23 protein-coding genes and 1 tRNA gene are annotated in these 24582 nt (G+C 65.3%); 9 read left to right on the plus strand and 15 right to left on the minus strand.

All coding sequences use genetic code 11. The annotated features are described in order from the left end of the window. Position 1 precedes the first annotated feature (1 nt). From hutH to V6V88_RS19400, 4 genes are all read left to right on the plus strand, one after another. Entirely contained in the window at positions 2 to 1531 is a 1530-nt protein-coding gene (gene hutH, locus V6V88_RS19385) for a histidine ammonia-lyase (protein WP_056323184.1), read from the plus strand. A 121-nt stretch (positions 1532 to 1652) separates the two neighbouring features. Beyond that, complete coding sequence (locus tag V6V88_RS19390; RefSeq protein ID WP_062842186.1) at positions 1653 to 3083, plus strand: amino acid permease; 1431 nt, start codon at positions 1653 to 1655, stop codon at positions 3081 to 3083. Positions 3084 to 3141: 58 nt separating this feature from the next. Then, positions 3142 to 4353: an imidazolonepropionase gene (hutI, locus tag V6V88_RS19395; RefSeq protein WP_280001344.1), complete on the plus strand. Its 1212-nt coding sequence runs from the start codon at positions 3142 to 3144 to the stop codon at positions 4351 to 4353. Positions 4354 to 4420: 67 nt separating this feature from the next. Then, a complete protein-coding gene (locus V6V88_RS19400) occupies positions 4421 to 5371 on the plus strand; it encodes a nitronate monooxygenase (RefSeq protein ID WP_280001343.1) in 951 nt (316 codons plus the stop codon). 28 nt (positions 5372 to 5399) lie between these two features. Here the strand turns inward: V6V88_RS19400 and V6V88_RS19405 are convergent, their stop codons facing one another. The 8 genes from V6V88_RS19405 to V6V88_RS19440 all read right to left on the minus strand — a co-directional run bounded on the left by V6V88_RS19405 (position 5400) and on the right by V6V88_RS19440 (position 12784). Beyond that, on the minus strand, positions 5400 to 6371 hold the full coding sequence (locus V6V88_RS19405; RefSeq protein ID WP_280001342.1) for a tripartite tricarboxylate transporter substrate binding protein: 972 nt from the start codon (positions 6369 to 6371) through the stop codon (positions 5400 to 5402). Positions 6372 to 6412: 41 nt separating this feature from the next. Beyond that, positions 6413 to 7543 carry a CaiB/BaiF CoA-transferase family protein gene (locus V6V88_RS19410; protein WP_338616014.1) on the minus strand — a complete coding sequence of 377 codons (1131 nt, stop codon included), beginning with the start codon at positions 7541 to 7543 and terminating at the stop codon, positions 6413 to 6415. 62 nt (positions 7544 to 7605) lie between these two features. Further along, a complete protein-coding gene (locus V6V88_RS19415; RefSeq protein ID WP_338616015.1) occupies positions 7606 to 8340 on the minus strand; it encodes an enoyl-CoA hydratase/isomerase family protein in 735 nt (244 codons plus the stop codon). A gap of 73 nt (positions 8341 to 8413) precedes the next feature. Next, on the minus strand, positions 8414 to 8941 hold the full coding sequence (locus tag V6V88_RS19420) for a MarR family winged helix-turn-helix transcriptional regulator (RefSeq protein ID WP_062842192.1): 528 nt from the start codon (positions 8939 to 8941) through the stop codon (positions 8414 to 8416). Positions 8942 to 8993: 52 nt separating this feature from the next. Next, on the minus strand, positions 8994 to 9929 hold the full coding sequence (locus V6V88_RS19425) for a hydroxymethylglutaryl-CoA lyase (RefSeq protein ID WP_223576372.1): 936 nt from the start codon (positions 9927 to 9929) through the stop codon (positions 8994 to 8996). Next, positions 9926 to 11545, minus strand: a complete 1620-nt coding sequence (locus V6V88_RS19430) for an AMP-binding protein (protein WP_338616017.1) — start codon at positions 11543 to 11545, stop codon at positions 9926 to 9928. Before V6V88_RS19430 ends, V6V88_RS19425 begins: the two co-directional genes overlap by 4 nt. Beyond that, on the minus strand, positions 11542 to 12303 hold the full coding sequence (locus tag V6V88_RS19435) for an enoyl-CoA hydratase/isomerase family protein (protein ID WP_338616018.1): 762 nt from the start codon (positions 12301 to 12303) through the stop codon (positions 11542 to 11544). Before V6V88_RS19435 ends, V6V88_RS19430 begins: the two co-directional genes overlap by 4 nt. Before the next feature lie 235 nt (positions 12304 to 12538). Beyond that, positions 12539 to 12784, minus strand: coding sequence for a hypothetical protein (locus tag V6V88_RS19440; protein ID WP_062842196.1), 246 nt, complete (start codon positions 12782 to 12784; stop codon positions 12539 to 12541). Between the two features lie 91 nt (positions 12785 to 12875). Between V6V88_RS19440 and V6V88_RS19445 the strand changes: the two genes are divergently transcribed. Next, positions 12876 to 13646, plus strand: coding sequence for a hypothetical protein (locus V6V88_RS19445; protein WP_338616019.1), 771 nt, complete (start codon positions 12876 to 12878; stop codon positions 13644 to 13646). 86 nt (positions 13647 to 13732) lie between these two features. Here V6V88_RS19445 and V6V88_RS19450 read toward each other — a convergent pair. From V6V88_RS19450 to V6V88_RS19480, 7 genes are all read right to left on the minus strand, one after another. Further along, positions 13733 to 13809: transfer RNA gene (locus tag V6V88_RS19450), tRNA-Arg, on the minus strand. Between the two features lie 102 nt (positions 13810 to 13911). Beyond that, positions 13912 to 14496 carry an XRE family transcriptional regulator gene (locus tag V6V88_RS19455; RefSeq protein ID WP_056323144.1) on the minus strand — a complete coding sequence of 195 codons (585 nt, stop codon included), beginning with the start codon at positions 14494 to 14496 and terminating at the stop codon, positions 13912 to 13914. Positions 14497 to 14553: 57 nt separating this feature from the next. Next, a complete protein-coding gene (locus V6V88_RS19460; protein WP_338616021.1) occupies positions 14554 to 15846 on the minus strand; it encodes an FAD-binding oxidoreductase in 1293 nt (430 codons plus the stop codon). A 9-nt stretch (positions 15847 to 15855) separates the two neighbouring features. Next, the gene (locus tag V6V88_RS19465) at positions 15856 to 16545 is read right to left on the minus strand and encodes an amino acid ABC transporter permease (protein ID WP_056323142.1); all 690 of its coding nucleotides are present in this window, start codon (positions 16543 to 16545) and stop codon (positions 15856 to 15858) included. A 2-nt stretch (positions 16546 to 16547) separates the two neighbouring features. Then, positions 16548 to 17240 carry an amino acid ABC transporter permease gene (locus V6V88_RS19470; RefSeq protein WP_056323141.1) on the minus strand — a complete coding sequence of 231 codons (693 nt, stop codon included), beginning with the start codon at positions 17238 to 17240 and terminating at the stop codon, positions 16548 to 16550. An 18-nt stretch (positions 17241 to 17258) separates the two neighbouring features. Next, a complete protein-coding gene (locus V6V88_RS19475; protein WP_223576376.1) occupies positions 17259 to 18050 on the minus strand; it encodes an ABC transporter substrate-binding protein in 792 nt (263 codons plus the stop codon). Positions 18051 to 18136: 86 nt separating this feature from the next. After that, on the minus strand, positions 18137 to 18886 hold the full coding sequence (locus tag V6V88_RS19480) for an amino acid ABC transporter ATP-binding protein (RefSeq protein WP_338616028.1): 750 nt from the start codon (positions 18884 to 18886) through the stop codon (positions 18137 to 18139). A 145-nt stretch (positions 18887 to 19031) separates the two neighbouring features. On the opposite strand from V6V88_RS19480, the gene V6V88_RS19485 reads away from it, so the two are divergent. The 4 genes from V6V88_RS19485 to V6V88_RS19500 all read left to right on the plus strand — a co-directional run bounded on the left by V6V88_RS19485 (position 19032) and on the right by V6V88_RS19500 (position 24543). Beyond that, complete coding sequence (locus V6V88_RS19485; protein WP_062842201.1) at positions 19032 to 20534, plus strand: aldehyde dehydrogenase family protein; 1503 nt, start codon at positions 19032 to 19034, stop codon at positions 20532 to 20534. A 202-nt stretch (positions 20535 to 20736) separates the two neighbouring features. After that, positions 20737 to 22023: a phospholipase A gene (locus V6V88_RS19490; protein WP_338616030.1), complete on the plus strand. Its 1287-nt coding sequence runs from the start codon at positions 20737 to 20739 to the stop codon at positions 22021 to 22023. 725 nt (positions 22024 to 22748) lie between these two features. Continuing rightward, positions 22749 to 23891 carry a PAS domain-containing sensor histidine kinase gene (locus tag V6V88_RS19495; protein WP_142054100.1) on the plus strand — a complete coding sequence of 381 codons (1143 nt, stop codon included), beginning with the start codon at positions 22749 to 22751 and terminating at the stop codon, positions 23889 to 23891. A gap of 13 nt (positions 23892 to 23904) precedes the next feature. Then, a complete protein-coding gene (locus V6V88_RS19500) occupies positions 23905 to 24543 on the plus strand; it encodes a response regulator transcription factor (RefSeq protein WP_062842204.1) in 639 nt (212 codons plus the stop codon). Positions 24544 to 24582 lie beyond the last annotated feature (39 nt).

Consider the following 24582-nt stretch of genomic DNA (forward strand, 5'->3'; position numbering starts at 1 on the left):
AATGGAATTGCATGTGAAACCGGGCCACCTGACGCTGGCCGACCTGCGGCGCGCCTACCGGCAGCCCGTAAGCCTGACGCTGGATCCCGGCGCCGCGCAGGGCATCGACGCCAGCGTGGCCACGGTTGAACGCATCATCGCCGAAGGCCGCACCGTCTACGGCATCAATACCGGCTTTGGCCTGTTGGCTTCCACCAAGATCGCGCGCGAGGACCTGCAGGCCTTGCAGACTTCGCTGGTGCGTTCGCATGCCGCCGGCGTGGGCGAGGCGCTGGACGACGCGATGGTGCGCCTCATCATGGTGCTGAAGATCAACAGCCTGGCCCGCGGCTATTCCGGTGTGCGCCGCAAAGTCATCGACAGCCTGATTGCCCTGGTCAACGCGGGCGTCTATCCCCACATTCCGCTCAAGGGTTCGGTGGGCGCCTCGGGCGACCTCGCCCCGCTTGCCCACATGTCGATGGTGCTGCTGGGCGAAAGCCAGGCGCGCCATCAGGGCGAATGGCTGCCCGCGCGCGACGCCCTGGCGCGCGCCGGCCTGACGCCGCTGACGCTTGCCGCCAAGGAAGGCCTGGCGCTTCTGAACGGCACCCAGGTGTCCACCGCGTTTGCCCTGCGCGGTCTGTTCGAAGCCGAAGACATGATGGCGGCCGGCCTCGTTTGCGGCAGCCTCAGCGTCGAAGCCATGCTGGGCTCTCGCACGCCCTTCGATGCCCGCATTCACGCCGCGCGCGGCCAGACCGGCCAGATCGACGTGGCCGCCGTCTACCGCAGCCTGCTGGGCGAGGACAGCGAAGTCGGCCATTCCCATGCCGACTGCGGCAAGGTGCAAGACCCCTACTCCCTGCGTTGCCAGCCCCAGGTCATGGGCGCCTGCCTCACGCAGATCCGCCACGCGGCCCAGGTGCTCCAGATCGAAGCCAACGCCGTGTCCGACAATCCCCTCGTGTTCGTCGAACAAGGCGACGTCATCTCGGGCGGCAACTTCCATGCGGAGCCCGTCGCACTCGTCGCCGACAACCTGGCGCTGGCGCTGGCCGAGATCGGCGCCCTGTCGGAACGGCGCATCGCCCTGATGATGGACAAGCACATGTCGCAATTGCCGCCGTTCCTGGTCCGCAAGGGCGGCGTGAACTCCGGCTTCATGATCGCCCAGGTGACGGCGGCGGCGCTGGCCAGCGACAACAAGGCCTTGGCGCATCCGGCCAGCGTGGACAGCATGCCCACGTCGGCCAACCAGGAAGACCACGTCTCGATGGCGCCCAACGCGGGCAAGCGTCTGTGGGCCATGGCCGACAACGTGCGCGACATCCTGGCCATCGAATGGCTGGGCGCGTGCCAGGGGCTGGATTTCCGCGAGGGGCTCAAGACCTCTCCGCAACTGGAACAGGCGCGCCGCGCCCTGCGCGAAAAAGTGTCCCACTACGAAGAAGACCGCTTCTTCGCGCCCGACATCGCCGCGGCCAGCGGCCTGCTCGCCGCGCAGGTCATGAACGGCCTGATGCCCCCGGGTCTTTTGCCCAGCCTGTGATGCCGTCCGTGACGGCCGGATGACGCCGGCCGCCATTGCCACGCCGCGTGCACGCGCCCACCAGAAGGCGCCTCTCGCGGCGGTTGATGCCGAACGTCCAAGGGAACACGAGAGAGACACAATGCAAGCAACCAAGCAGTCCGACGCACCGGCCCCCGCGCAGGCGCTCACACGGGGCCTGAATGCCCGGCACATCCGCTTCATGGCATTGGGATCGGCCATCGGCACGGGGCTCTTCTACGGATCGGCCAAGGCGATCCAGGCAGCCGGACCGTCAGTGCTGCTGGCGTACCTGGTCGCCGGCGCCGCCGTGTACATGGTGATGCGCGCCCTCGGCGAGATGGCGGTCCGCAATCCGGTATCCGGCTCGTTCGGCCATTACGCGACGCAATACCTGGGCCCGCTCGCGGGCTTTCTGACCGGTTGGACCTACGCGTTCGAGATGATCATCGTCTGTCTGGCCGACATCACCGCGTTCGGGTTGTACATGGGCTTCTGGTATCCCGACGTGCCGCGCTGGATCTGGGTGCTGTCCATCGTCTGCTTCATCGGCGCCATCAACCTGCTGTCCGTCAAGGTGTTCGGCGAACTGGAGTTCTGGCTGTCGCTGCTGAAAGTCAGCGCCATCATTGCGATGATTGCGGGCGGCCTGGGCATCATGCTGTTTGGCCTGGGACTGGGTGCGGACAGCGCCGCGACCGGCGTGCACAACCTCTGGGCGCACGGCGGCTTCATGCCCAATGGCGTGGGCGGGCTGATTGCGTCGCTGGCCGTGGTGGTGTTCGCGTTTGGCGGCATCGAGATCATCGGCATCACCGCCGGCGAAGCCAAGGACCCGGGCCGCACCATTCCCCGCGCCATCAACGCCGTCCCGATGCGCATCCTGCTCTTCTACGTGCTGACGCTATTCGTCCTGATGTCCATCTTCCCGTGGACGCAGATCGGCAGCAAAGGCAGTCCGTTCGTGCAGATCTTCGACAGCCTGGGCATCGGCTCGGCGGCCACCATCCTGAATATCGTCGTCATCTCCGCGGCCGTATCGGCCATCAACAGCGACATCTTCGGCGCGGGCCGCATGCTGTATGGCATGGCGCAGCAAGGTCAGGCGCCGCGCGGCTTTGCCTCGGTCTCGGGCAACGGCGTGCCGTGGATGACGGTGGTGGTCATGTCCGTGGCGTTACTGGTCGGCGTGTTGCTGAACTATCTGATCCCGGAGAATGTGTTCCTGCTCATCGCCTCCATCGCCACCTTCGCCACCGTATGGGTGTGGCTGATGATTCTGCTCTCGCAAGTGGCGATGCGCCGCAAGATGCGCGCCGAAGACGTCGCCGCATTGAAGTTCCCGGTTCCGTTCTGGCCGCTGGGTCCCTTGCTGGCCATTGCCTTCATGGTGTTCGTGATCGCCGTCCTGGGATATTTCCCCGGCACGCAAACGGCGCTGGGCGTTGGCGCGGTGTGGATCGCGCTGCTTTGCGTGGCGTACCGTTTGTGGGTGCATCCCAAACGCCCCGGCGGCGGCGCCCCGGTGCTGGCCACGCAGGGCTCGGATTGATCGACGCGGCGCCTGCCAGGGCAATCCCCTGGCAGGCAGCTGCCTGAAGGAGAAGTGCATGAGACAAGTCTGGCGGCATTGCCACGCGGCCACGATGGCGGGTGGCGCGTATTCCATCATCGAACACGCAGCCATCGTGACCCGCGCCGAGCGCATCGAATGGATCGGTCCCGAAGCCCAATTGCCAGACGTGGACGCCGCGCACGTGCATGACCTGGGCGGCGCGTGGGTCACACCAGGCCTCATCGACTGCCACACTCACCTGGTGTTCGGCGGTGACCGCAGCCGGGAGTTCGAGCAACGCCTGCAAGGTGTCGACTACGCCACCATCGCCGCCCAGGGCGGCGGCATTGCCAGCACCGTGCGCGCCACGCGCGCGGCGTCCGAAGACGAGCTCTACGCCAGCGCCCGCCGCCGCGCCCTGCAACTGCTGCGCGATGGCGTCACCACGCTGGAGATCAAATCCGGCTACGGGCTCGATCTGGAAAACGAACGCAAGATGCTGCGCGTGGCCCGTCACCTGGGCCAGACGCTGCCCCTGACCGTGCAGGCAACCTGCCTGGCCGCGCACGCGCTGCCGCCCGAGTTCCAAGGCCGTGCGGACGACTACATCGACGACGTTGCAGAGCGCATGCTGCCCGCCCTGGCGGCGGAGGGCCTGGTCGATGCCGTCGACGCCTTCTGCGAACATCTGGCGTTCACGCCTGCTCAGGTGGAGCGTGTGTTTCAGGCGGCGGCACGGCTGAACCTGCCCGTGAAGCTGCATGCCGAGCAACTGTCTTCGCTGCACGGCGCAAGCCTGGCGGCGCGCCATGGGGCGCTGTCAGCGGATCATCTCGAATACCTGACCGAATCGGATGTGCGGGCGATGGCCAAAGCGGGGACGGTGGCGGTGCTGTTGCCTGGGGCCTTCTATGCGCTGCGCGAGACACAACTGCCGCCGGTGGATCTGCTGCGCCAACACGGCGTACCCATCGCCATTTCGACGGATCTGAATCCCGGGACGTCGCCCGTGCTGTCGCTGCGCTTGATGCTGAGCATGGCGTGCACGTTGTTCCGGATGACGCCGGAGGAAGCGCTGGCGGGCGTGACGGCAAATGGGGCCCGGGCGTTGGGCTTGTCAGCGACGCGCGGGACGCTGGAGGCGGGCAAGGTGGCGGATTTTGTCGTTTGGGATATTGCGCATCCGGCAGAGTTGGCTTACTGGGTGGGCGGGGATTTGGCCAAGCGCGTGGTACGGCATGGGGCGACGGTAAATTTGACGGCGTAACGTTGCGATTTAGTTGATTAAATCAACGACTTGTCCGAGAATGGTTGCTTTCGGACGAGACGCCATCATGACCTTGCAAACGCAGCTGACCCATCTTCTGGGTATCCGATACCCCATCATTCAAGCCGGCATGAGCTGGGCGTCTTCCAACGCGGAATTGGCTGCCGCCGTGTCGGCCGCCGGCGGCCTGGGCGTGGTGGCATCCGGTCCGATGTACCCGGAGGCGCTGCAAGCCGCGCTGCGCAAGCTGCGCACCCTGACCGACGCGCCCTATGCGGTCAACATCCCGCTGTACAACAAGCGCGCGCGCGAACATCTGGACATCGCCATCGCCGAAGGCGCACCGATCATCATTGCCTCGCAAGGCGGACCGAAAGAGCATCTGGCCCGCGTGCACGATGCCGGGATGAAATGGCTGCAGGTCATTGCCAGCCCCGTCCACGCCGAGAAAGCGCAAGCAGCGGGCGTGGATGGCGTGATCGCGGTGGGCCTGGAAGCCGGCGGACATCCAGGCCCTGACGAGATCACCACACAGGTGCTGCTGCGTGCAACGGTGCAGCGCGTGGACCTGCCGGTCGTCGCCGCAGGCGGCATCGCGGATGGCGCCGGCATTGCCGCGGCGCTGTGCCTGGGCGCGGCTGGCGCGCAACTGGGAACGCGCTTCCTGCTGACGCCCGAGGCGAGCGTGCACGCCGATTACAAGGCGGCCGTGATGGCCGCCGGCATCAGCGACACCACCTTGGTCGGCCGCGGCCGCTCGCCGGTACGCATGCTGCGCAACGCTTTTGCACAGCAGTACCTGAACGCCGAACGCACCAGCAGCGACGAAGCGCTGGACGGCTTGTTCGCGCAAAGCACGCTGAAGCAGGCCGCGCTGGAAGGCAATGTCGACCTCGGCAAGGTGGAAGCCGGTCAAAGCGCGGGACTGATCGGCGACTTGGTGCCGGCCGCCGAACTGATGCAGCGCCTGGTTCAAGAGACGCTGGTTGCGATCCGGCGGCTTAGCGCGCTGGGGTGAAGCGCAAGTCCGCCACCCCGCGCGCGCCCTACTTTTTCGTCAGGCCAGCACTGTCCACCAGCTTGCGCATCGCAAGCTGGTCTTTTTCCACGTATTGGGTGGCTTCCTGCGGCGTCAGTGTCCAGAGCTCCACACCCTGGGCATCCATCAGCTTGCGATACTCCGGCGACTGGTTCACGGCCTGCACGGCCTTGTTCAATTTCTCAAGCACCGCTTGCGGCGTGCCCTTGGGTGCGGCCAGGCTGTACCACGACGCCGATTCGGCGCCGCTCACCCCTGCTTCAGCCAAGGTGGGCACATCGGGAAACAGCGCCGAACGCTTGGGGTTGGCATACGCCAGGGCCTTCAGTTTGCCGCTGCGGATGAACTGCACGCTGGCCGCCAGGTTCAGGACGGCCATATCGACCTGCCCGCCCACCAGATCATTGATGGCCGGCGCGGCGCCGCTATAGGGGATGTGCATGATGTCGACCTTGGCCTGCTGACGGAACAGCTCTCCGCCCAGATGCGGAGAACTGCCGGGCCCCGCGGACGCGTAGTTGATCTTGCCCGGCTCCTTGCGCGCCAGCGCGATCAGTTCCGGCAAGGTGGACACCGGCAAGGACGAACGCACGACCAGCATATTCGGCTGGTTGGCCACGATGGTCACAAAGGCAAAATCCTTGATGCCGTCGTAGGCCGTCCGCTGGATCAAGGGCGTCACGACATGCGCGGCCGACGTCCCCAGCAGCAGGGTGTAGCCATCCGGCTTGGCCCGCGCCACGAAATTTGCGCCGATCGCAGCACCGCCCCCGGCCTTGTTCTCCACGATGACCGGCTTGCCCAACTGTTTTTCCAGCTCGCGCGCCAGCGCGCGTCCCAGCACATCGGCGGGGCCGCCGGCGGCATAAGGATTGACCAGCGTGATCGGCTGGGTTGGGTAGGCGTCCGCCGCCAGGCTCGCACCGCTGCAAATCATGCTGACACCCAGGCCGCACAGCAATCGCTTCAAGGTCTTCATCGTTGTCTCCTGATCCTCATCGGGATGCTTTTTTTGTATTGCTAAATGGCGCCAAGCTGCCTTAACGCCGTGATTTCCTCGGCCGACAGCCCCAGCCTTGCGCGCAATACCTCGTCGGTATGCTCGCCCAGCAATGGCGGACGTTCGACCTGCGGATCTTCATACCCCTCGAACTTGAAGGGCACCGGCACCGCGCCAAAACGGCCGATGCGGGGATGTTCATAGCTCGAGACCATGCCGCGCGCGCGGACATGCTCGTTATTCAGGATTTCGCCGACATCCAGAATCGGCCCGGCCGGCACGCCTGCCGCATCGCAACGGCGGCAAAGCTCGTCGCGATCCAGCCGGGCCACGGCAGCCTGCAAACCGGCCATGACTTCCTCCCGGCGGGCTACCCGCACGGCATTGCGCGCCAATTCGGCATCCGCGCCCCATTGCGGTAGATCCAGAAGGTCACACAGCGGTTTCCAGTGTTGATCACTGCCGGTGATCTGCACCCATTTGCCATCGCGGCATTCAAACGCCGCCGACGGCACCCGGCCAGGATGTTCCGTGCCCATGCGCGGCGGCACCTCTCCCAAGGCGAAATAGCGCGCCGCCGCCAGCGACAACAGACCCACCTGCCCGTCCAGCATCGAGAAATCGATATGGCACCCGCGCCCGGTACGCTCGCGCCCGACAAGGGCGGACAAGATGCCAATCGCGGCCCACAGGCCCGAGGTCAGGTCGGCCACCGGCAATCCCGGCTTCACCGGTCCGCCATCGCGCTCGCCGGTCAGACTCATGATCCCGCCCATCGCCTGGAACACCGTGTCATAGCCCTTACGCGGAGCGTAGGGCCCGGTCATCCCAAAGCCGGTGCACGAGAAATAGATCAAGTCCGGGTTTCCCGGCGCGATGTGGGCCTTGTCGAGGCCGTAACGCGCCAGGGTGCCCACCGGAAAATTCTCGACCACCACATCGGCATCCTGCGCCAACCGGCGTATCACCTCCTGGCCCTCGGGCTTGCGGAAATTGACGGTGATCGATTGCTTGCTGCGGTTGAAGGCCAGGTAATACGCCGACTCGTCCCCGTCCTCGCCGTGCACCTTGGGTTCGAATCCGCGTGTCTCGTCGCCGCCATCGGGCTGCTCGACCTTGATCACCGTGGCGCCCAATTCGGCCAGGATCATCGACGCGAAAGGGCACGCCAGCACCCGCGACAAATCCAGGATGGTGATGCCATCAAGCGGCTTCATCGCGACGCCCCCTGACGGAAAACGCGCATGATGACGTTGGCATCGCGGCCCACCCCCAGCGCGTCTTCCAGCCCCAGGTCAGCGCACCGATGGAACGCGCGCTTGGTCAGGCCCATGGCGGCGGCTTCCCACCCGGCAAGACGCTCGGCAAAGGCCAGCGCCTGCGGCATGACATCGGCGGCGGGCACGGCCCGGTTGGCCAACCCCAACGCCACCGCCCGATGGCCGTCGATGGGCTCGGCCATGGCCACCAGCTCGAAGGCCTGCTTGCGGCCCAGCTGCCGCACCAGATTGGCCATCACCACGGCCGCCACGATGCCGTGACGCAGTTCGGGATAGCCAAAGCGCGTGTCCTCGGCCATCACCACCATGTCGCACGCCAGCGCAAGTCCAGCGCCGCCGCCCAGCGCATTGCCATGCACGGCGGCAATGACAGGTTTGCTCATGCGCGAGAAGACCAGATGCAGATCGGTGGTCAGGCTGGCGCGCGCCAGCACGGCCTCGGGATGCTCGGGCGTCAGCGCCGAAAACTCCGTCGTATCCGCGCCGGCGCAAAAGGACTTGCCATTGCCGGTCAGCACGATGGCGCGCACCGCCGGATCCTGATCGGCCTCGCGCAGCGCGGCCAGCAACCCGGCGGTCAAGGCGGTGTTCAGCGCATTGTGCTTCTCCGGGCGATTCAGCCGAAGCACACGCACCGCGCCTTGGTTCTCGACAATCAATTCAGCCATGGTTTTGCCTCTATTTAATTGACTTAATCAACTTTATGAATAAAAGAAAGCCTGTCTTGGACAGGCAATCGCCTCAGCGCGGCTGGACGCCGCGGCCGCGGCGGGCCGGCACTTCGGCCTTCAAGTCATTGAGCATGTCCAGCATGTGCGACGTCATCTTTTCCAGGGCACGCTCCAGCACCTCGCGCTCGTCCTCGCTCAGCACGGCCAGCATCTCCTCGTTACGCTCAACGGCAGCCGGAAACATCTCTTGATAGAGCTTTTTCCCAGCGCGCGTCAGGTCCAGGTTGACCCCGCGCGCATCCTGGGCATCCGCGCAGCGCTCGATCAGGCCGCGGTCGATCAGGTCGGACACCGTGCGGCTCGCCTGGCTTTTGTCGATGTTGGCTTCCCGAGCCAGTGCGTTCAAGGACATATTGGGCGCGGCGCCCAGCAAGGCCAGGATCCGCCACTCACGCGGGCCCACGCCATAGCGGCTTTCGTTCAGGCCCGCCGCAATGCGGCTGGACACGTAGGCCAGCCGGTTCAAGCGATAGGAAAACAGCTCCTTGAGCGCGGCGGGCGCGGGACGGCCCGAGGAAAGCTTGCTTCGAGTTGCCATGGAGTTCTCTTGGAGCGGTTGCGGTGACGAGGGCATGATATACAAACGCCGCTCAAGCGCCGGCGCGGATCAGCGGATTGAAGCCGCTGTCGGCCACGCGGCTGTGCAGGTCGCGTCCCAGCACCGCGCGGCAACGCTGCGACACGACAGCCAGCGCGCCCAGGTCCAGGCCCGTGCGCACCCCCATGGATTCAAACAGGTTGACCAGGTCTTCGGTCGCCACATTGCCGGTATGGCCCCCGCCATACTTCACCTTGGCCGGATGCCCGCCCACGCCGCCGACGGCGCAATCGAACCAGCGTACGCCGGCGTCCAACGCCGCCACGTAATTCACCAGGCCGGTTGCGCGGGTGTCATGAAAATGGGCCACCAGCGTGAGCTGCGGGAATTCGCGTTGCAGGGCGCCATACAACTCGCGCACGGTTTGCGGCGTGGCCATGCCGGTGGTGTCGCCCAGCGTGACGATATCCACCCCCAGCGCGGCGTAACGCTCGGCATCGCGCAGCACGCTATCGGCCGAGACCGCGCCTTCAAAGGGGCATCCGAACGCCACCGAGATCGTGCCGATCATGCGAAATCGGCCACTGGCCAGCCTGGCCATCCCGGCGATGTTGTCCCATTGATCCGCGCGGCTGCGCTTCAGGTTGCGCTCGGAATGCGACTCGCTGGCCGATACCAGCAAGCTGATCTCGTTGGCGCCCAGCCCCTGCTCCAGATCGGCCAGCGCCCGCTGCACGGCGCGCTCATTGGCGCAGGTCGCCTTGTACCAGACGCCGTCCCGTCGCGGCAGCGCGGCCAGCATCTCGCTGGCATCGGCAAACTGCGGCACCACCTTGGGATTGGAATACGAGGTTGCCTCCACCCGCTCGAAGCCCAGCGCCGCAAACGCGTCGACCAATTCGGTCTTGACGCCGGTCGCAATGAAATCCGGCTCATGCTGCAGGCCATCGCGGGCAAAACACTCGCACAGCACCACGTCGCGCGTCATGGCTTTTCTCCCAGGCCGAACAGGCTGACCGCGTGGGCGCGCAACTTGTTCTTCTGCACCTTGGAGCTCCCGGTCATGCCGATGTTCTCAAAGGTATCGACGATTTCCAGATAGCGCGGCACTTTGAAATTGGCGCAACGGCTTTTGCACCAGGCGATGAGCTCGGCGGTCTCGGCCTGCTGGTCTTCACGTAGCAGCACAAAGGCGGCCGGCACTTCGCCCAGCCGCGCGTCCGGCACGCCCACCACCTGCGCCATGCGCACGGCGGGATGACCATGCAGGACCTCTTCAACCTCGGCGGGCGCCACGTTTTCACCGCCGACCCGGAACATGTCCTTCAAGCGGCCCACCATGCGCAAACGGCCCTCGGCATCCATTTCGCCCAGGTCGCCGGTGCTTAGCCAACCGTCCGCGCTCAGTGCGCGAGCGGTTGCCTCGGGCATCTTGTAATAGCCCTTCATCACGCTCCAGCCACGCGCCTGGATCTCGCCTTGCCCGCCAGGCGCCACCACCGCGCCGGTGGCTGGATCGACCAGACGGATTTCCATGCCGGGATGCGGCAAGGCCCAGCCCTGCGCGCGCAGCGCAAACGCATCATCCCAGGCCGACATGACGATATTGGGCGAAGCCTCTGATTGCCCATAGGCGTTGCACACCGAGGGCACGCCCATGACATCCCGGATCTTTTGCATCACCTCGGGACCTGCCGCGGCCCAACCGCCTCGCAAATGGATCCGCTGCCGGTCGAAATCGGGGTGCCCCATCAGCATCAGGAAGATGGTGTCGTTGCCGGACGTCAGCGTGCAGCGCTCTTCGTCCAGCATGCGCAAGGCCTCGCCCACTTCAAAACGCGGCAAGGTCAGCAGGCAGCATCCCGTCACCAGACTCACCAGAATGGACAGCGTGGTGCCGGCAACGTGGAAGTACGGGCGGATACTGAAATAGCGATCTTCCGGCTGCACGCCCATGCGCTGCGCCACCGCCGCCGCGTTGCCCAGCATATTGGCATGGGTGAGCATGACGCCCTTCGGAAAGGACGTCGTGCCCGACGTGTATTGAATCAGCAGCACATCGTCGCTGCTGACGGCGCGCATGGCGGCATCAAAGCCGGCGGCATCGGCACGGGTTGCGCCTTCGATGAAGTCTGCCCAGGCGGTCGTGCCCGGCATCCCGCGATCGCCCAGCACCACCACTTTCCCCAGCCTCGGCAGCACCGCGCCGGGCAGGCGCTCAGCCAGGGCGGGCTCCACCGTTTGCAGCAGATCCAGGAAGTCGATGCCCAGAAACGTATCGGCCGTCAGCAACAGCTTGACGTCTGCCTGTTGCAGGCAGAACGCCAGTTCTTCCGTCTTGAAGCGGGTATTGACCGGCACCGTCACCGCGCCTATCAGGGCGCACGCGTAAAACAGCTGCAGCCAGTCGCCGCCATTGCCGAGAAAGATGCCGACATGGTCGCCTCGGCGCACACCGGCCGCATACAGCGCCTGCGCGCGCAGCCGCGCCCCGGCGGCCAGTTCATTCCAGCTGAAACGTTCGCCCGGGGCGACAAAGGCCTCTTGCTGGCCTCGCGCCGCCACCGTCTGCGCCAATTCGGCCGCCAGCGTCATCGTCTTCATGCTTGCGGCTCCTTGCCAAAGCCGGCGATGGCGCCTTGCCAATCCGTGCCGCGCAGGTTTTCCTCAATGGCCAGCAGTTCGATGGCCATCGCGCCTTCGCGCGTCGTGGCAAGCCCCTGGTCGATGCTGCGTTTGCTCAACCGCATCGTCAGCGGCTGGGCCCGGGCCATGGCCGCCGCCATCTCCAGCGCTTCCTGACGCAGCGCATCGGGCGCATACACATGGTTGACCAGCCCGATCTCGCGCGCCTCGGCGGCGTCGAAACGGCGGCCTGTAAACAACAGCTCTTTGGCCTTGCGAGCGCCAGCAATACGCGGCAGACGCTGCGTCGCGCCCACCGTCCCCCAGCCCACTTCGGGGTAGCAGAACACGGCCTCGCTGGAGGCCAACACAAAGTCGCAGGCGCCCGCGATCTCGCACCCCGAACCAAACGCCGGGCCGTGGACCACCGCCACCACAGGCTGCGGCAGGCGTTCAATGGCGGCATAGGCGGCAAAACCCTGCACGCGGCGCGCCGTCATCTCCTGGTTGTTCATGGTCTTGCGCTCTTTCAGATCAGCGCCCGCGCAAAACGCCGGGCCGTTGCCCATGATCAGCGCCACATGCACGCCGGGGTCGGCAGCGATCGCCTCCATGACATGCACCAGCTCTGCGCACATCTGCGAACTGAGCGCGTTACGACTCTCGGGCCGGTTCAACGTCACCGTGGCGACATGGTCCTGCACGTCAAACAGAATCGTGTGATAAGTCCGGGTCATGCCTGCTCCTGATCGTTCGGTTGCTGTCACCGCAAGAAGCCGCGGCCACGGAGCGACTATAGGCTTATTAGTTGATTTAATCCACTATATTTTTGTGAGGCGGCGGGGTTGGGTTGGGCTGTCACTGAGGCATTGGCGGAAGGGGACGGGGCGAGTTGAACTTTGGCAGCCATGCGCCCGTCCCTCGGCCTCAATTTCACCCCCAGCACTGAGGAAATGTCTGAGAAGACACTTGTCAGACACTGAGCCAAGTCGCCAGCGGCGACAACGACAGCAGCACACCGGCCCACGCTACCTTGCTGCCATCTCGCTGTATGGCATAGACACCGGATGCCACCCCGGGAAGCCCGGGGATCAATTCAAAGATGATGTACGGCCAAAGTCCCTCGTGCATCACTACCCACCAGTGCAACCAGGCGGTAGCAACACCGCAAATCAGCGCAAGGATGCTGTAGAAGGACCAACCCAAATCGCGCAGCATGCTGATTCCCTTCTGCTAGTTAATGCTGTCCAGATGTTAACGGAGTCCGATCCAGGCTACGCCCACCAACCTGACGAAGTTCTTTGGCAGGATGGCGCCGTCCCAACTGATACCCCAGCATGGCTACCAGTACCTTGAGGATCGCGCAGCCGCCGGCGCACCGATCAAAGCCAACAAGGAGTTGAGCCAATTCTCAGTCATCTGTCACTTCGGCGTGAGATGGGGCCTGTTAGCCGCGAATCCCTTCGTCAACATGATGAAGAATCGTTCGGATAGCAAGGCGAAGATCATCGACCGAAGTCAGGTTCTTCGCTTCTATGTATGGTCCGTGAAGCAGCGAGAAAACTACCGGACGATGGGCTGCGCCGCGATGTTTACCTATCTGACCGGGTTTCGCTCGTCTGAGGCTCGCCCGTTTCTCAAATCAGGCCTGTCGCCTGGAGGCGTGACGGTGCTGTCCACAAAGAGGAAGAAGGGCCAGGTCGAAGTCTTGAAGGTGCGCGAGTGGTCGAAGCGACTGCACGTGGTGGTGGCCCGTTCGCTCGACCGCAAGAACACCAGCAGCCCTTACCTGTTCGCGCCGACGAAGCGCTCCGATTCGTACACGCGCCATCGCTGGGCCTCGAGTTGGAAGGACGCGCAACTGGCGTGGATCAAGTCCGTGGACGAAGCCGTGACGGAGAAGTCCTTAACCGACCATCCGCTCTACTTCAATCTGCAGGATGTGCGCCCTGCGGCGATCACGACGAAGATCCAAAACGGTGACCATGATGCGTACGATTTCGCAGCCCACGCGAACCCGGCGACGACTCACAAACACTACGACAGGCGGGTGGTGAAGAAGGCCTCTGCGACAGAGTGAAGTTCTAACGCAAGCATTTTTATTCTAATGATTGCTTTCTTAACGAACTTCAAGGACACGCAATGGCTTGATTTTCCTAGCCATTCTGGCGCGGCAGGAGGGGCTCGAACCCCCGACCTCAGGCTTAGAAGGCCCGTGCTCTATCCAGCTGAGCTACTGCCGCGCGGTGTGAAGACGCCCGGAACCTGTCCGGGCCGCGCATTTTACCCTGTTGCGGAAAAAAGTTCGTCGCCCCTTAACCGGGCGCGTCCTAGCGGGTCCCGCCCTACTCCTCACCAATGTCCGTATGCGTGGACACCCACAGCACGATCGCATCCTCCGGGCTCAGGCTGATCACCCGGTGTCCCATGCGGCTGTCTATATAGAAGCTCTCCCCCGCCTTCAACCGCGCCGGTTCATAGAACTCGGTATAGAGCTGCACCTCTCCCTCCAGCACATAGACAAATTCCTCTCCCCCATGGCGGCTCCAGTCCTGGAATTCGTCGAAGGAGCGGGCCTTGACGCGCGTGTGGAACGGCATCATGCGCTTGTGGGACAACGCGGTGCACAGCAGGCGGTGGTCGTAGTACGGGGTTTCGTATTGGCGGCCTTCGCCCTGGCGGCTGAGGCTGCGGCGGCCGGTGCCCATGTGGGCGTCGGACGCGGTGAACAGTTCGGCGACGTCCAGGTCCAGGCCGGCGGCGATCTTGATCAGGTTGTCATAGGTGGGGGACAGCAGGCTGTTCTCGATCTTTGACAGGGTCGACGCGGACACGCCGGTGGCCTCGGCCGCCTGCTTCAGGGTCCACGCGCGCGCCTGGCGCAAGGCTCGCAGCCGTTGTGCCAATGCGCTCTGTTTGTTGCCTTGCATTCTCTACACCCTGTCATGCCCGCAGTAGTCGGGCCTGAATAATCAGGCCCGCAATAATCAGCCCCGCGATTGACGTTCACGCCACCAATCGCGCGCCTGGTAAGACCAATAAGTCAGCTGAACCGCCGCCGTGCCCAGGCTCCCGCCATTCCAGGCCAACCCGAACGGTTCGAAGAGCTTGTAGCGCTGCGTGTCGCCGGTGATCCCCTCGGCCACGACGCGTCCGCCTATGGAGGTGGTGTTCATGCCGTGGCCGCCGAACGCCGTGCAATACCAGACGCCCGGGCCCAGCAGCCCGATCTGCGGCATCAGGTGCCGCGCGTAGGCCATGCGTCCCGACCACGCCGCCTCAACGCGCACCCCCTGTAATTGCGGGTAGACGCCAAGCAATTCGCGGCGCAGGGACTCGGCCAGATCGGGCGGGTCGTCGACACGGGTGGTGATTCTACTGCCCCAGCCGATGCGGCCGCCATCGAGGACGCGGTAATAGTTGCCGGCTCGCCGGTCGTCTCCGATGGCGGCGTTGCTGCGGATGGCTTCGCGGACGCGGTCGCCCAGCGGTTCGGTCAGCATGATGTAGGTGGCGATGGGCAGCATGGCGCGCCGCAACGCGGGCACGACGTCGCCGGTGTAGCCGCCGGTGGCCAGCACGACGGTGGCGGCGTCGATCTGCCCTTGTTCGGTCTTCAGGTGCTTGACCGCGCCGTCGAGCGTGGCGTGCACGACCGGCGAGTCTTCATGGATTCGCACGCCCAGCCGGACGCACTCGCGGGCCAGCGCGCGGGCGTAGTTCAGCGGATGGAAGTGAAAGGACGACGGGTCTTCGATGCCCTGGAAGTAGACGTCGGACACCAGCCGTTCGCGGACCTCGCTGCGCGAGAGCAGCCGCACGTCGCGTCCGAAGTCGCGCTGCTGGCTGTCGCACCACTGGCGCAGCGCGTCGGTCGCCTCGTAGCGCACGACGCGCAGGCGACCGTCCACCTTGTGGGCGTCGGCGATGCGCAGATCGCGGATATTGTTGCGGATGATCTCGACGCCTTCCATCGACAGCCGGTAAAGCTGGCGGTAGTGGTCTTCGTCGACGTGCTTGCGAATGGCGTCGGCACCGGCCGAAAAGGCCGGCGACACCGAGCCGCCGTTGCGGCCCGACGCCCCCCAGGCAATGCGCCGCGCCTCCAGCAGGGTGACGTTGCGTCCGCGCCGGGCCAGTTCCAGCGCGGTGGACAGGCCCGCCAGGCCAGCCCCGATCACGCAGACGTCGGCGCTGGCCGCACCCGCCAGCGGCGGATAGTAGGTTTCGCTGTCGGCGAGCGTGCGCTTGTAGTAGGTGTCGATGTACTCGGAGACCATGGTGTCCGCTCAGTGCAGGCCCGCGCCTTGCAGGCCCCCGGTCAGGCGCTTTTCCAGCCAGTTGGCCAGGCGCAGGAGCGGGTAGCAGTAGATGAAGTAGATGGCGGCGATCATGCCGTAGATGAAAAGCGATTTCGCCGGGAACGTGATGATGAAGACTTCGCCCTGGCGGGTCAGTTCGGTGATGCCGACGACCGACAGGATGGCGGTGCTTTTGATCAGCATGACGTAGACGCCGCTCATGGGTTGCACGATCAGGCGCATGGCCTGCGGCAGGATGACCAGCCACAGGATCTGCAGCGGTCGCAGTCCCAGCGTCATCGCGCCCTCGGTCTGGCCGCGCGGCACGGCCTGGATGGCGCCCATGACGATTTCCGCCACGTAGCAGGACGTGTACACCGACAGCGCCACGAAGGCCGCCGTGCCGGAATCCCAGTGCAGCATTTCAATGCCGGAGCTGGGCAGCACGAAGTAGAAGATATAGAGCTGCACCAGGAATGGCGTGCCGCGCAGGATGTGGATGTAGAGACCCAGGATCTGATGCACGCCGCGGATGCGGTAGCTGCGGATCACGCCGATGACAAAGCCCAGCAGCGACCCCGCGATGATGGCCACGAAGGAGATCTTCAGCGTTTCCCAAAAGCCCTTGAGCAGAAAGGGCAAGACGACGCCGGCGGTGGAGAGATAGGATTCCAGCATGGTTACCTCGCGTTCCAGGCCGGGCCGGCCAGCCACAGGCTTACGCCCTTGGACAGCAGCAGCATGACGCAGTAGATCAGCAGATAGCCTGCGGCGATGGTCAGGAAGGCTTCGTTGGGCACGATGCGTTCGCTGTTCATCTGCACGCCGGCGGCCACCAGTTCAAACACCGTGATCAGCGACAGCAGCGAGGTGTCCTTGATCAGCACGGCGGTCTGGCCCAACAGCGGCGGCAGCGTATTGGCGAAGGCTTGCGGCAGCACCACGTAGCGCAGGCGCTGGTGGTAGTTCATGCCGCAGGCCTTGGCGCCTTCGATCTGGCCGCGCGGCACGGACTCGATGCCGACGCGGATGATTTCGCTCATGTAGGCAGCGTGGTGCACGGTCATGGCGATGATGCCCAGCACCATCTCGCTCCAGCCCTTGGCGCCGGGCACCAGGTACGGCACCGCGTAATAGACCAGGTAAATCTGGACGAGCAGCGGCGTGGAGCGCACGAATTGCACATAGGCCGCCACCGGGCGCCACACCGCGCCGCGGGACGACATATGGGCAAGCGCCAGCGGCACCCCGGCCAGCACCGACAGCACGAGGCTCGCGCCCGCCGCGATCAGCGTATTGGCCAGGCCTTCGGCAAATTGGCCCGTGTACTGGCTGACGATGCGCCAGTTATAGAAATCGATCAGCCAGTCCATGGGCGGTCCCGTCTCCGATCAGTGGTCTTTCTTCCAATCGGTCGAGTACCAGTACTTCACCAGCTCCGGCAGCGAGTTGTCGGCGGTCTTCAGCGTCTGCCAGTTGTCCAGCCAGAACTTCAGGCGGAACGCGTTGGGGCCGACGGCGAACGCCAGCGGCTCGCGCACCATGACGCCTTCCAGCACGCGCAGGTTGCCGAAGTCCACAAGGAACTGGTTGGCGGTGGACAGCGACATGATCCCCGCGTCCAGCCGGCCGCTGGACAGCGCCTGGCCGACCGGGGCGCTGCCGCCCGAGAACTCCTTCAGCGTGGCAGAGGGCAGCATCTTCTTGCCGACTTCGGCATAGGTGCTGGCGCCCAGCGCGCCGACGGTGACGCCGGACTTGTTCAGTTCGGCAAAGTTCTTGTACGGGGAATCCTTGGGCACCACGGCGACGGTGTCGGCGTAGAACATGGGCAGCGAGAACAGCACCTGCGCGGCGCGCTGCGGCGTGGGCGTCATGTCCGCGGCCACCATGTCGGCCTTGCCCGACAGCAGCGCGGGCAACAGGCCCTTCCATTCATAATCCTGCAGCACCAGCTTCACGCCCAGGTCGTCCGCCATGCGCTTGGCCACTTCCACCGCCAGCCCCGTGCGCTTGCCCGACTTGTCCATGAAGCTCATGAGCGGCCCGGAAGTCTGCACCGCCACGCGCAATTCACCGCGCTTGATGATGTCGGAAAGTTCGTCCGCCTGTGCCGGCAGGGCCACGGTGGCGGCCGCCAGGGCGACGCTGGCCACGCCCAGCCATTGTTTGATCTTCAGCATTTCTAACCCCTTTGGTGATTGGACCCATATCGTTCCGGGCAAGGCACATCGCGCCGGCAGCGCCCGGATAAGCCGGACCGGCGGGACTACAGAATCTTTTCCAGGAAAGCGCGGGTGCGCGCCTCTTTGGGGTGGCCGAACACTTCGTCGGGTGTGCCCATTTCCACGATACGGCCGGCATCCATGAAGAGCGCGCGGTCGCCCACGTCGCGGGCAAACCCCATTTCGTGCGTCACCACCGCCATCGTCATGCCGTCGCGCGCCAAGGCGCGCATCAATTCAAGAATGCCGCCCACCGTCTCGGGGTCGAGCGCCGACGTGGCCTCGTCGAACAGCATCAGTTGCGGGTCCATCGCCAGCGCGCGCGCAATGGCCACGCGCTGCTGCTGGCCGCCGGACAGCTGGCTGGGATAGCGATCGCCAAATTCCGCCATGCCGACGCGGCCCAGCAGCTCGCGGGCGTAGCGCTCGGCGTCGGCGCGGCTGCGCCCGCGCACCACGCGCTGGGGTAGCGCCACGTTGTCGAGCGCAGTACGGTGCTGGAACAGGTTGAAGTGCTGGAACACCATGCCCACGTCGGTGCGCCAGCGGTTGACGTCGGTGGCCGGGTCCGTGAGCGACACGCCGTTGACGTGGATGCTGCCGCTGTCGATGCTTTCCAGGCCGTTCAAGGTGCGCAGCAACGTGCTCTTGCCCGAGCCGGATGGACCGACCACCACCATCACCTCGCCGCGTTCGAGCTGGCAATCGATGCCATCCAGCGCCAGATGCGGGGGATGCCCGTCGCGCTGATAGGTCTTTCTGACTGCCTGAACTACGAGCAAGGGTTCGGCCACGAATTCACCTTCAGGTGCAGGGCACCTCAAAAATATTTCGCATTTCACGTCATAGTTTCGTATAGTAAATTTTTTTCCAGAATCGCCACTTAGGCATAACCCTTAAGCGAAGACGCTGACTTCGCAAGGCATCGAAGGAACCGGCATGGACACTCCTCAAGACATCCTGCGCAATCTCGGACTCAATTCCAGTGCGCTCACCGGCGGCACCCTGATCGCCCGCAGCCCGATCGACGGCGCCGAGCTGGCGCAGGTGCATGAGCACACGGTGGCCCAGGCCCACGCCGCCATCACCCGCGCCCGCCAAGCCAGCCTGGCATGGCGCGACGTCCCCGCCCCCCGCCGCGGCGAGCTGATCCGCCTGTTCGGTGAAACCCTGCGCCAGCACAAGCAGGAACTCGGCCGCCTGGTCAGCCTGGAAGCCGGCAAGATCGTCGCCGAAGGCGAAGGCGAAGTGCAGGAAATGATCGACATCTGCGACTTCGCCGTCGGCCTGTCGCGCCAGCTTTACGGCCTGACTATCGCGTCCGAGCGTCCCGGCCACCGCATGATGGAAACGTGGCATCCGCTGGGCGTCGTCGGCGTCATCAGCGCCTTCAACTTCCCCGTCGCCGTCTGGTCCTGGAACGCCGCGCTGGCGATGGTTTGCGGCAACGCCGTCGTCTGGAAGCCGTCTGAAAAGACGCCGCTCACGGCCCTTGCCTGCCAGGCCCTCTTCGCGCAAGCCGTGCAACGCTTTGGCGACGCCCCCGCCGGCCTGTCCGAAGTCCTGATCGGCGGCCGCGAAGTCGGCGAAGCCTTGGTCGACTCGCACACCGTCGCGTTGGTATCCGCCACCGGCTCCACCCGCATGGGCCGCCAGGTCGGACCGCGCGTCGCGCAGCGCTTCGGCCGCGTCCTGCTGGAACTGGGCGGCAACAACGCCATCATCGTCGGCCCCACCGCCGACCTGGACATGGCCGCGCGCGGCATCGTCTTCGGCGCCATCGGCACCGCTGGCCAGCGCTGCACCACCACCCGCCGCCTCATCGTTCACGAAAGCATCGCCGACGAACTGGTCCAGCGCCTGCACAAGGCCTATGCCAGCGCCCCCATCGGCAACCCGCTCGACAGCGGCAACCTGGTCGGCCCCCTGATCGACCGCGCCTCCTTCGACGCCATGCAGGCTGCCCTGACCGCTGCACGCGAACAAGGCGGCAAGGTCACCGGCGGTGAACGCGTGCTGGCCGACCAATACCCCGACGCCTGGTACGTGCGCCCCGCCATCGCCGAAATGCCCGGCCAGACCGACGTCGTCTGCCATGAAACCTTCGCGCCCATCCTCTACGTGATGCGCTACAAGGACTTCAACGACGCGCTCGCCATGCAGAACGGCGTGCCGCAAGGCCTGTCGTCCGCCATCTTCACCAACGACCTGCGCGAAGCCGAAACCTTCCTGTCGGCCGCCGGCTCCGACTGCGGCATCGCCAACGTCAACATCGGCACCTCCGGCGCCGAAATCGGCGGCGCCTTCGGCGGCGAAAAGGAAACCGGCGGCGGCCGCGAGTCCGGTTCCGACGCCTGGCGCAACTACATGCGCCGCGCCACCAACACCATCAACTACTCGCGCAACCTGCCGCTGGCCCAAGGCATCAAATTCGGCGAATAACCGCCGATCCCCCTGCCGCAAGGCCTGCCGGATCCGCCGCGCAGCGCCTTCGCCCAACACCTTTCTCCAAGCCCCGCGCATTGTCGACAATGCGCGGGGTTTTCGCATTGCTTACAGCCCATACAACCAATTAGCCTGACTTACAAACTGTTGCCGGGGACGGTGCTACATTGCCTCATCACAAAAACCATACACGTCCTCAATGACCTCCAGCCGTCCCTTTCATCGCTCTCCCACTACCCGCCTCATCGCCGCCCTCCTGGCCCTGGGCGCGGCCGGCTCCGCCGCGGCAGGCGTGTCTTACCGACTGGACCGTCCCTCTGCGGCGCCCGGCGAAACCGTCACCATCGAGGCCGTGTTCTTCAACGAAGGGGGCTCGCGCGTGGACTGGCAGGCCCCGCCTGAACTCGTCCTCCAGTGGCGCAGCCCCAACGGCCAGATCGTGCGCAGCCTGGCCAAACTGAAAAGCGGCCGCGACAACTACAGCGTGCCCGTCAACAACTTCGCCCGCATGTCCTGGACCGCCGAAGTGCCCGCCACCGCGCGCGGCCTGCAAGCCGTCTCCATCGAAGGCCAACCGTCCATGATGGCGCTGGACGCCACCGGCCGCGATAGCGGCACCCTGGCCACCACGCCCGCCCAAACCCCCGTCGTCGACGCCCGCAGCGGCCAGCCCGTCCCGCCCGCCGCAGTCGCCGCGGCAGGCGCCTCGCCCGAAGCCGGCCCCGCCCCCGCCGCCGCCGTCGAACAGACCGTCGAACAAGCCGCCTTCGACAAGTTCCGCAGCGCCTTCTCGGCCTACAAACCCGTCTACTTCGCCGTCGGCACCCGCGGCTTGACCACCGCCCGCTTCCAGATCAGCGCCAAATACCGCCTCATCAGCCCCCGCGGCAGCGCAGACACCTGGCACGACGACTTCTACCTGGGCTACACCCAGACCTCGCTCTGGGACCTGGAAAGCGACTCTAAGCCCTTCATCGACACCACCTTCAACCCCAGCGTTTTCTGGCTCTCCGACGACGTCTGGAAATCCGAAAACCAGAAGTGGCGCATCGGCATGAACGTCGGCGTCGAACATGCCTCCAACGGCAAGGACGGCGAAGACTCGCGCTCCCTGAACGACGGCTACATCGAACCGCGCTTCCACTACCGCTTCGACGGCGGCAGCACCCTCACCTTCGCCCCCAAGGTCAAGGCCTACTTCGCCGTCGCCAACGAAAACAGCGACTACTCCGCCTACGCCGGCCACGTCGACTGGCAACTGCGCTGGGCCCAGGACAACGGCGCGGTCGTCACCGCCATGTACCGCCAGGGCGACCAACGCCGCCGCACCACCCAACTGGACTTCGCCTGGCCGCTGCAACGCACGTTCCTGAACTGGAACGGCTACCTGCACCTGCAGTACTTCAACGGCTACGGCGAAACGCTGCTGGGCTACAACCAGCGCAACGAAAGCCAGTTCCGCGTGGGCCTGTCGCTGATTCCGTAAGGGCCTAACGCGGCACGGAATCGTTGAATGAAAATCGCCGGCTTGAAAGGCCGGCGATTTGCTTTGTGCGCGCGGTTGGGGTCTATCTCTGTTGGCGAGACGGTGTCAGACACCCGGGAGAGAGGGGCGTCGGCCCGTGACGACAATTCAACGGGTGTCAGACACCTTGGTAGACACCTCGATATCAAGCGCCGACGCAAGACACCCGAATGCCAGATAAGGCCGCCCGCGCGGCCGACATCTGGCAGCCCCGCAAGATCTTCCGTACGCCGGCAGATCTACAACAGAACGCCAAGCAAACCGCCCGCCCCAGCTCTCTTACGCCCACTAAAGACGCAGCCCGGCGCGGCGGCGGCCTGGGTGCGCGGGGCGTGTAGATGCGCCGAGGGAATCGGAAGGCAGTCGCCGAAGGCGACAACGACGATGACGACGGGGCAGTCCGGAGCGAAGGCTCCGGACCGCAATCGTAGCCCCGCGCACCCAGGCCGCCGCCGTGCCGGGCGTCTCAAGAACCCGCACCAAACCCACCCCAGCCGCCGCAAGAACCACCGAAACAACCACCGACAAAAACCACCAAAGAAAACCAACAAAGGGATTTCCCTCAATCCCCCCGAAACTCCAACCCCGTCCCGTAAACTCCGCCCCAAAGCGCACCTGAAAACACCGCGCACCAAGGGGATCCGGGCCGCTAGCTCCGGACAGATAAAGCACAAGCAAAGCCATTCATGTTCGCCGACCTGAAGCACCTCTCGCACCACGCCGCCTGGCGCCGCCAGCTTGAAATGCTGCTCGAATCGGCCGGCGAAGGCATCTACGGCATCGACCTGCGCGGCCGTTGCATCTTCATCAACAGCGCCGGCGCCGACATGCTCGGCTACACCCCCGATGAACTGGTAGGCCGCAACATGCACTACCTCATTCATCACTCCCACGCCAACCGCACCCTGATGCCCGTCCACGACTGCCGCATCTTCAAAGCCTTCCGCGACGGCCGTGGCGAACGCGCCGACGACGAAGTGCTCTGGCGCCGCGACGGCACCTGCTTTGACGCCCAATACGCCTCTTACCCCATCCGCAACGACCAGGAAGTCGTCGGCGCCGTCGTCACTTTCTCAGACATCACCGCCCGCAAACAGATCGAGCGCGAACTCCAAAGCACCCAAGCCTTGCTAGAACGCCGCGTCGGCGAACGCACCGCCGAACTCAGCGCCGCCCACGAATCCCTGCGCCGCTTGTCCTCGCACCTGAGCACCCTGCGCGAAGAAGAACGCGCCCACATCGCCCGCAACATCCACGACGATCTTGGCGCCTCATTCACCGCCTTGCAGCTCGACCTGAACTGGCTGCGCCGCCAGCTCAGCGCCGCGCCCGACCTCCAGGCGCACCTTGACCGCATGCTCGAAGTCACCCAGACCGCCATGGGCGCCACCCGCCGCATCCTCAACGACCTGCGCCCCGTCGTCCTCGACCACCTTGGCCTCTGGGCCGCCCTTGAAGCCCTGCTGCAGGACCTGCAGACCCGCAGCGGGCTGCAGTGCCGCTACCTTTGCCCGCCCGACACCGAAAGCCTGCGCCTGGACCGCAACGCCGAAATCGCCATCTACCGCATCGTCCAGGAACTGCTCACCAACGTGCAGCGGCATGCTCGCGCCCGCAGCGTCAGCGTCAGCGCCGTCTGGGGCGCCGACGGCCTGGTGCTGACTGTCGAAGACGACGGCGTCGGCATGCAACTGCCCGAAGACCGCCACACCTTCGGCATCCTTGGCATGCGCGAGCGTGCCCGCGCCATTGGCGGCGATCTTGCACTGGACAGCGCCCCCGGCGCCGGCATGCGCGCCCGCCTGCGCCTGAACCCGCTGGCCGCTTGAAGGAAACCGCGCCATGCCCCTGAACCTGCTTATCGTCGACGACCATCTCATCATCCGCCGCGGCCTCGCCCGCATCCTTGAAGAAGATCCGCGCGTCGCCCTTGTCCACGAAGCCGCCGACGGCCCCGCCGCCCTGCGCGCCCTGCGCCAGGCCCACTACGACGCCATCGTCCTGGACGTCGCCCTTGGCGAGCGCGACGGGCTGGATGTACTGAAAAGCGTGCGCGCCGATCATCCGGGATTGGGCGTCGTCATGCTCTCCGTCTACCCCGAATCCCAGTTCGCCGTCCGCGCCCTGCGCGCCGGCGCCCATGCGTATCTGAACAAAGGCTGCGAGCCCGAAGAACTGCTTGCCGCCCTGACCAACGCCGCCGCCGGCAAGATGTACGTCACGCCCACGGTTGCCGAACTGCTCGCCCACACCGTGCGCCAGGACAGCTCCCGCCCGCCCCACGAATTGCTGTCCAACCGCGAATTCCAGGTTTTGCAGCTGCTGGTGGCCGGCCGCTCCGTCTCGGCCATTGGCGAACAGCTTGCCCTGTCCGTCAACACCATCTCCACCTACCGCAGCCGCATCTTCGAAAAGCTCAACGTCCGCACGCTGGTGGAATTGGTCGCCTACGCCAACACGCACCAGTTGGGTGCGATCTGAGCGCCTGCCGCACTATCCCGGCGCAACCCGCGCACCACG

The organism is Achromobacter sp. E1, assembly GCF_037039475.1.
Lineage (GTDB): Bacteria > Pseudomonadota > Gammaproteobacteria > Burkholderiales > Burkholderiaceae_B > Achromobacter > Achromobacter mucicolens.

Bases quoted from the DNA above. Each gene is read 5' to 3' on its own strand.
- hutH (WP_056323184.1), top strand. From the start codon at position 2: ATGGAATTGCATGTGAAACCGGGCCACCTGACGCTGGCCGACCTGCGG.
- V6V88_RS19390 (WP_062842186.1), top strand. From the start codon at position 1,653: ATGCAAGCAACCAAGCAGTCCGACGCACCGGCCCCCGCGCAGGCGCTC.
- hutI (WP_280001344.1), top strand. From the start codon at position 3,142: ATGAGACAAGTCTGGCGGCATTGCCACGCGGCCACGATGGCGGGTGGC.
- V6V88_RS19400 (WP_280001343.1), top strand. From the start codon at position 4,421: ATGACCTTGCAAACGCAGCTGACCCATCTTCTGGGTATCCGATACCCC.
- V6V88_RS19405 (WP_280001342.1), bottom strand. From the start codon at position 6,371: ATGAAGACCTTGAAGCGATTGCTGTGCGGCCTGGGTGTCAGCATGATT.
- V6V88_RS19410 (WP_338616014.1), bottom strand. From the start codon at position 7,543: ATGATCCTGGCCGAATTGGGCGCCACGGTGATCAAGGTCGAGCAGCCC.
- V6V88_RS19415 (WP_338616015.1), bottom strand. From the start codon at position 8,340: ATGGCTGAATTGATTGTCGAGAACCAAGGCGCGGTGCGTGTGCTTCGG.
- V6V88_RS19420 (WP_062842192.1), bottom strand. From the start codon at position 8,941: ATGGCAACTCGAAGCAAGCTTTCCTCGGGCCGTCCCGCGCCCGCCGCG.
- V6V88_RS19425 (WP_223576372.1), bottom strand. From the start codon at position 9,929: ATGACGCGCGACGTGGTGCTGTGCGAGTGTTTTGCCCGCGATGGCCTG.
- V6V88_RS19430 (WP_338616017.1), bottom strand. From the start codon at position 11,545: ATGAAGACGATGACGCTGGCGGCCGAATTGGCGCAGACGGTGGCGGCG.
- V6V88_RS19435 (WP_338616018.1), bottom strand. From the start codon at position 12,303: ATGACCCGGACTTATCACACGATTCTGTTTGACGTGCAGGACCATGTC.
- V6V88_RS19440 (WP_062842196.1), bottom strand. From the start codon at position 12,784: ATGCTGCGCGATTTGGGTTGGTCCTTCTACAGCATCCTTGCGCTGATT.
- V6V88_RS19445 (WP_338616019.1), top strand. From the start codon at position 12,876: ATGGCGCCGTCCCAACTGATACCCCAGCATGGCTACCAGTACCTTGAG.
- V6V88_RS19455 (WP_056323144.1), bottom strand. From the start codon at position 14,496: ATGCAAGGCAACAAACAGAGCGCATTGGCACAACGGCTGCGAGCCTTG.
- V6V88_RS19460 (WP_338616021.1), bottom strand. From the start codon at position 15,846: ATGGTCTCCGAGTACATCGACACCTACTACAAGCGCACGCTCGCCGAC.
- V6V88_RS19465 (WP_056323142.1), bottom strand. From the start codon at position 16,545: ATGCTGGAATCCTATCTCTCCACCGCCGGCGTCGTCTTGCCCTTTCTG.
- V6V88_RS19470 (WP_056323141.1), bottom strand. From the start codon at position 17,240: ATGGACTGGCTGATCGATTTCTATAACTGGCGCATCGTCAGCCAGTAC.
- V6V88_RS19475 (WP_223576376.1), bottom strand. From the start codon at position 18,050: ATGCTGAAGATCAAACAATGGCTGGGCGTGGCCAGCGTCGCCCTGGCG.
- V6V88_RS19485 (WP_062842201.1), top strand. From the start codon at position 19,032: ATGGACACTCCTCAAGACATCCTGCGCAATCTCGGACTCAATTCCAGT.
- V6V88_RS19490 (WP_338616030.1), top strand. From the start codon at position 20,737: ATGACCTCCAGCCGTCCCTTTCATCGCTCTCCCACTACCCGCCTCATC.
- V6V88_RS19495 (WP_142054100.1), top strand. From the start codon at position 22,749: ATGTTCGCCGACCTGAAGCACCTCTCGCACCACGCCGCCTGGCGCCGC.
- V6V88_RS19500 (WP_062842204.1), top strand. From the start codon at position 23,905: ATGCCCCTGAACCTGCTTATCGTCGACGACCATCTCATCATCCGCCGC.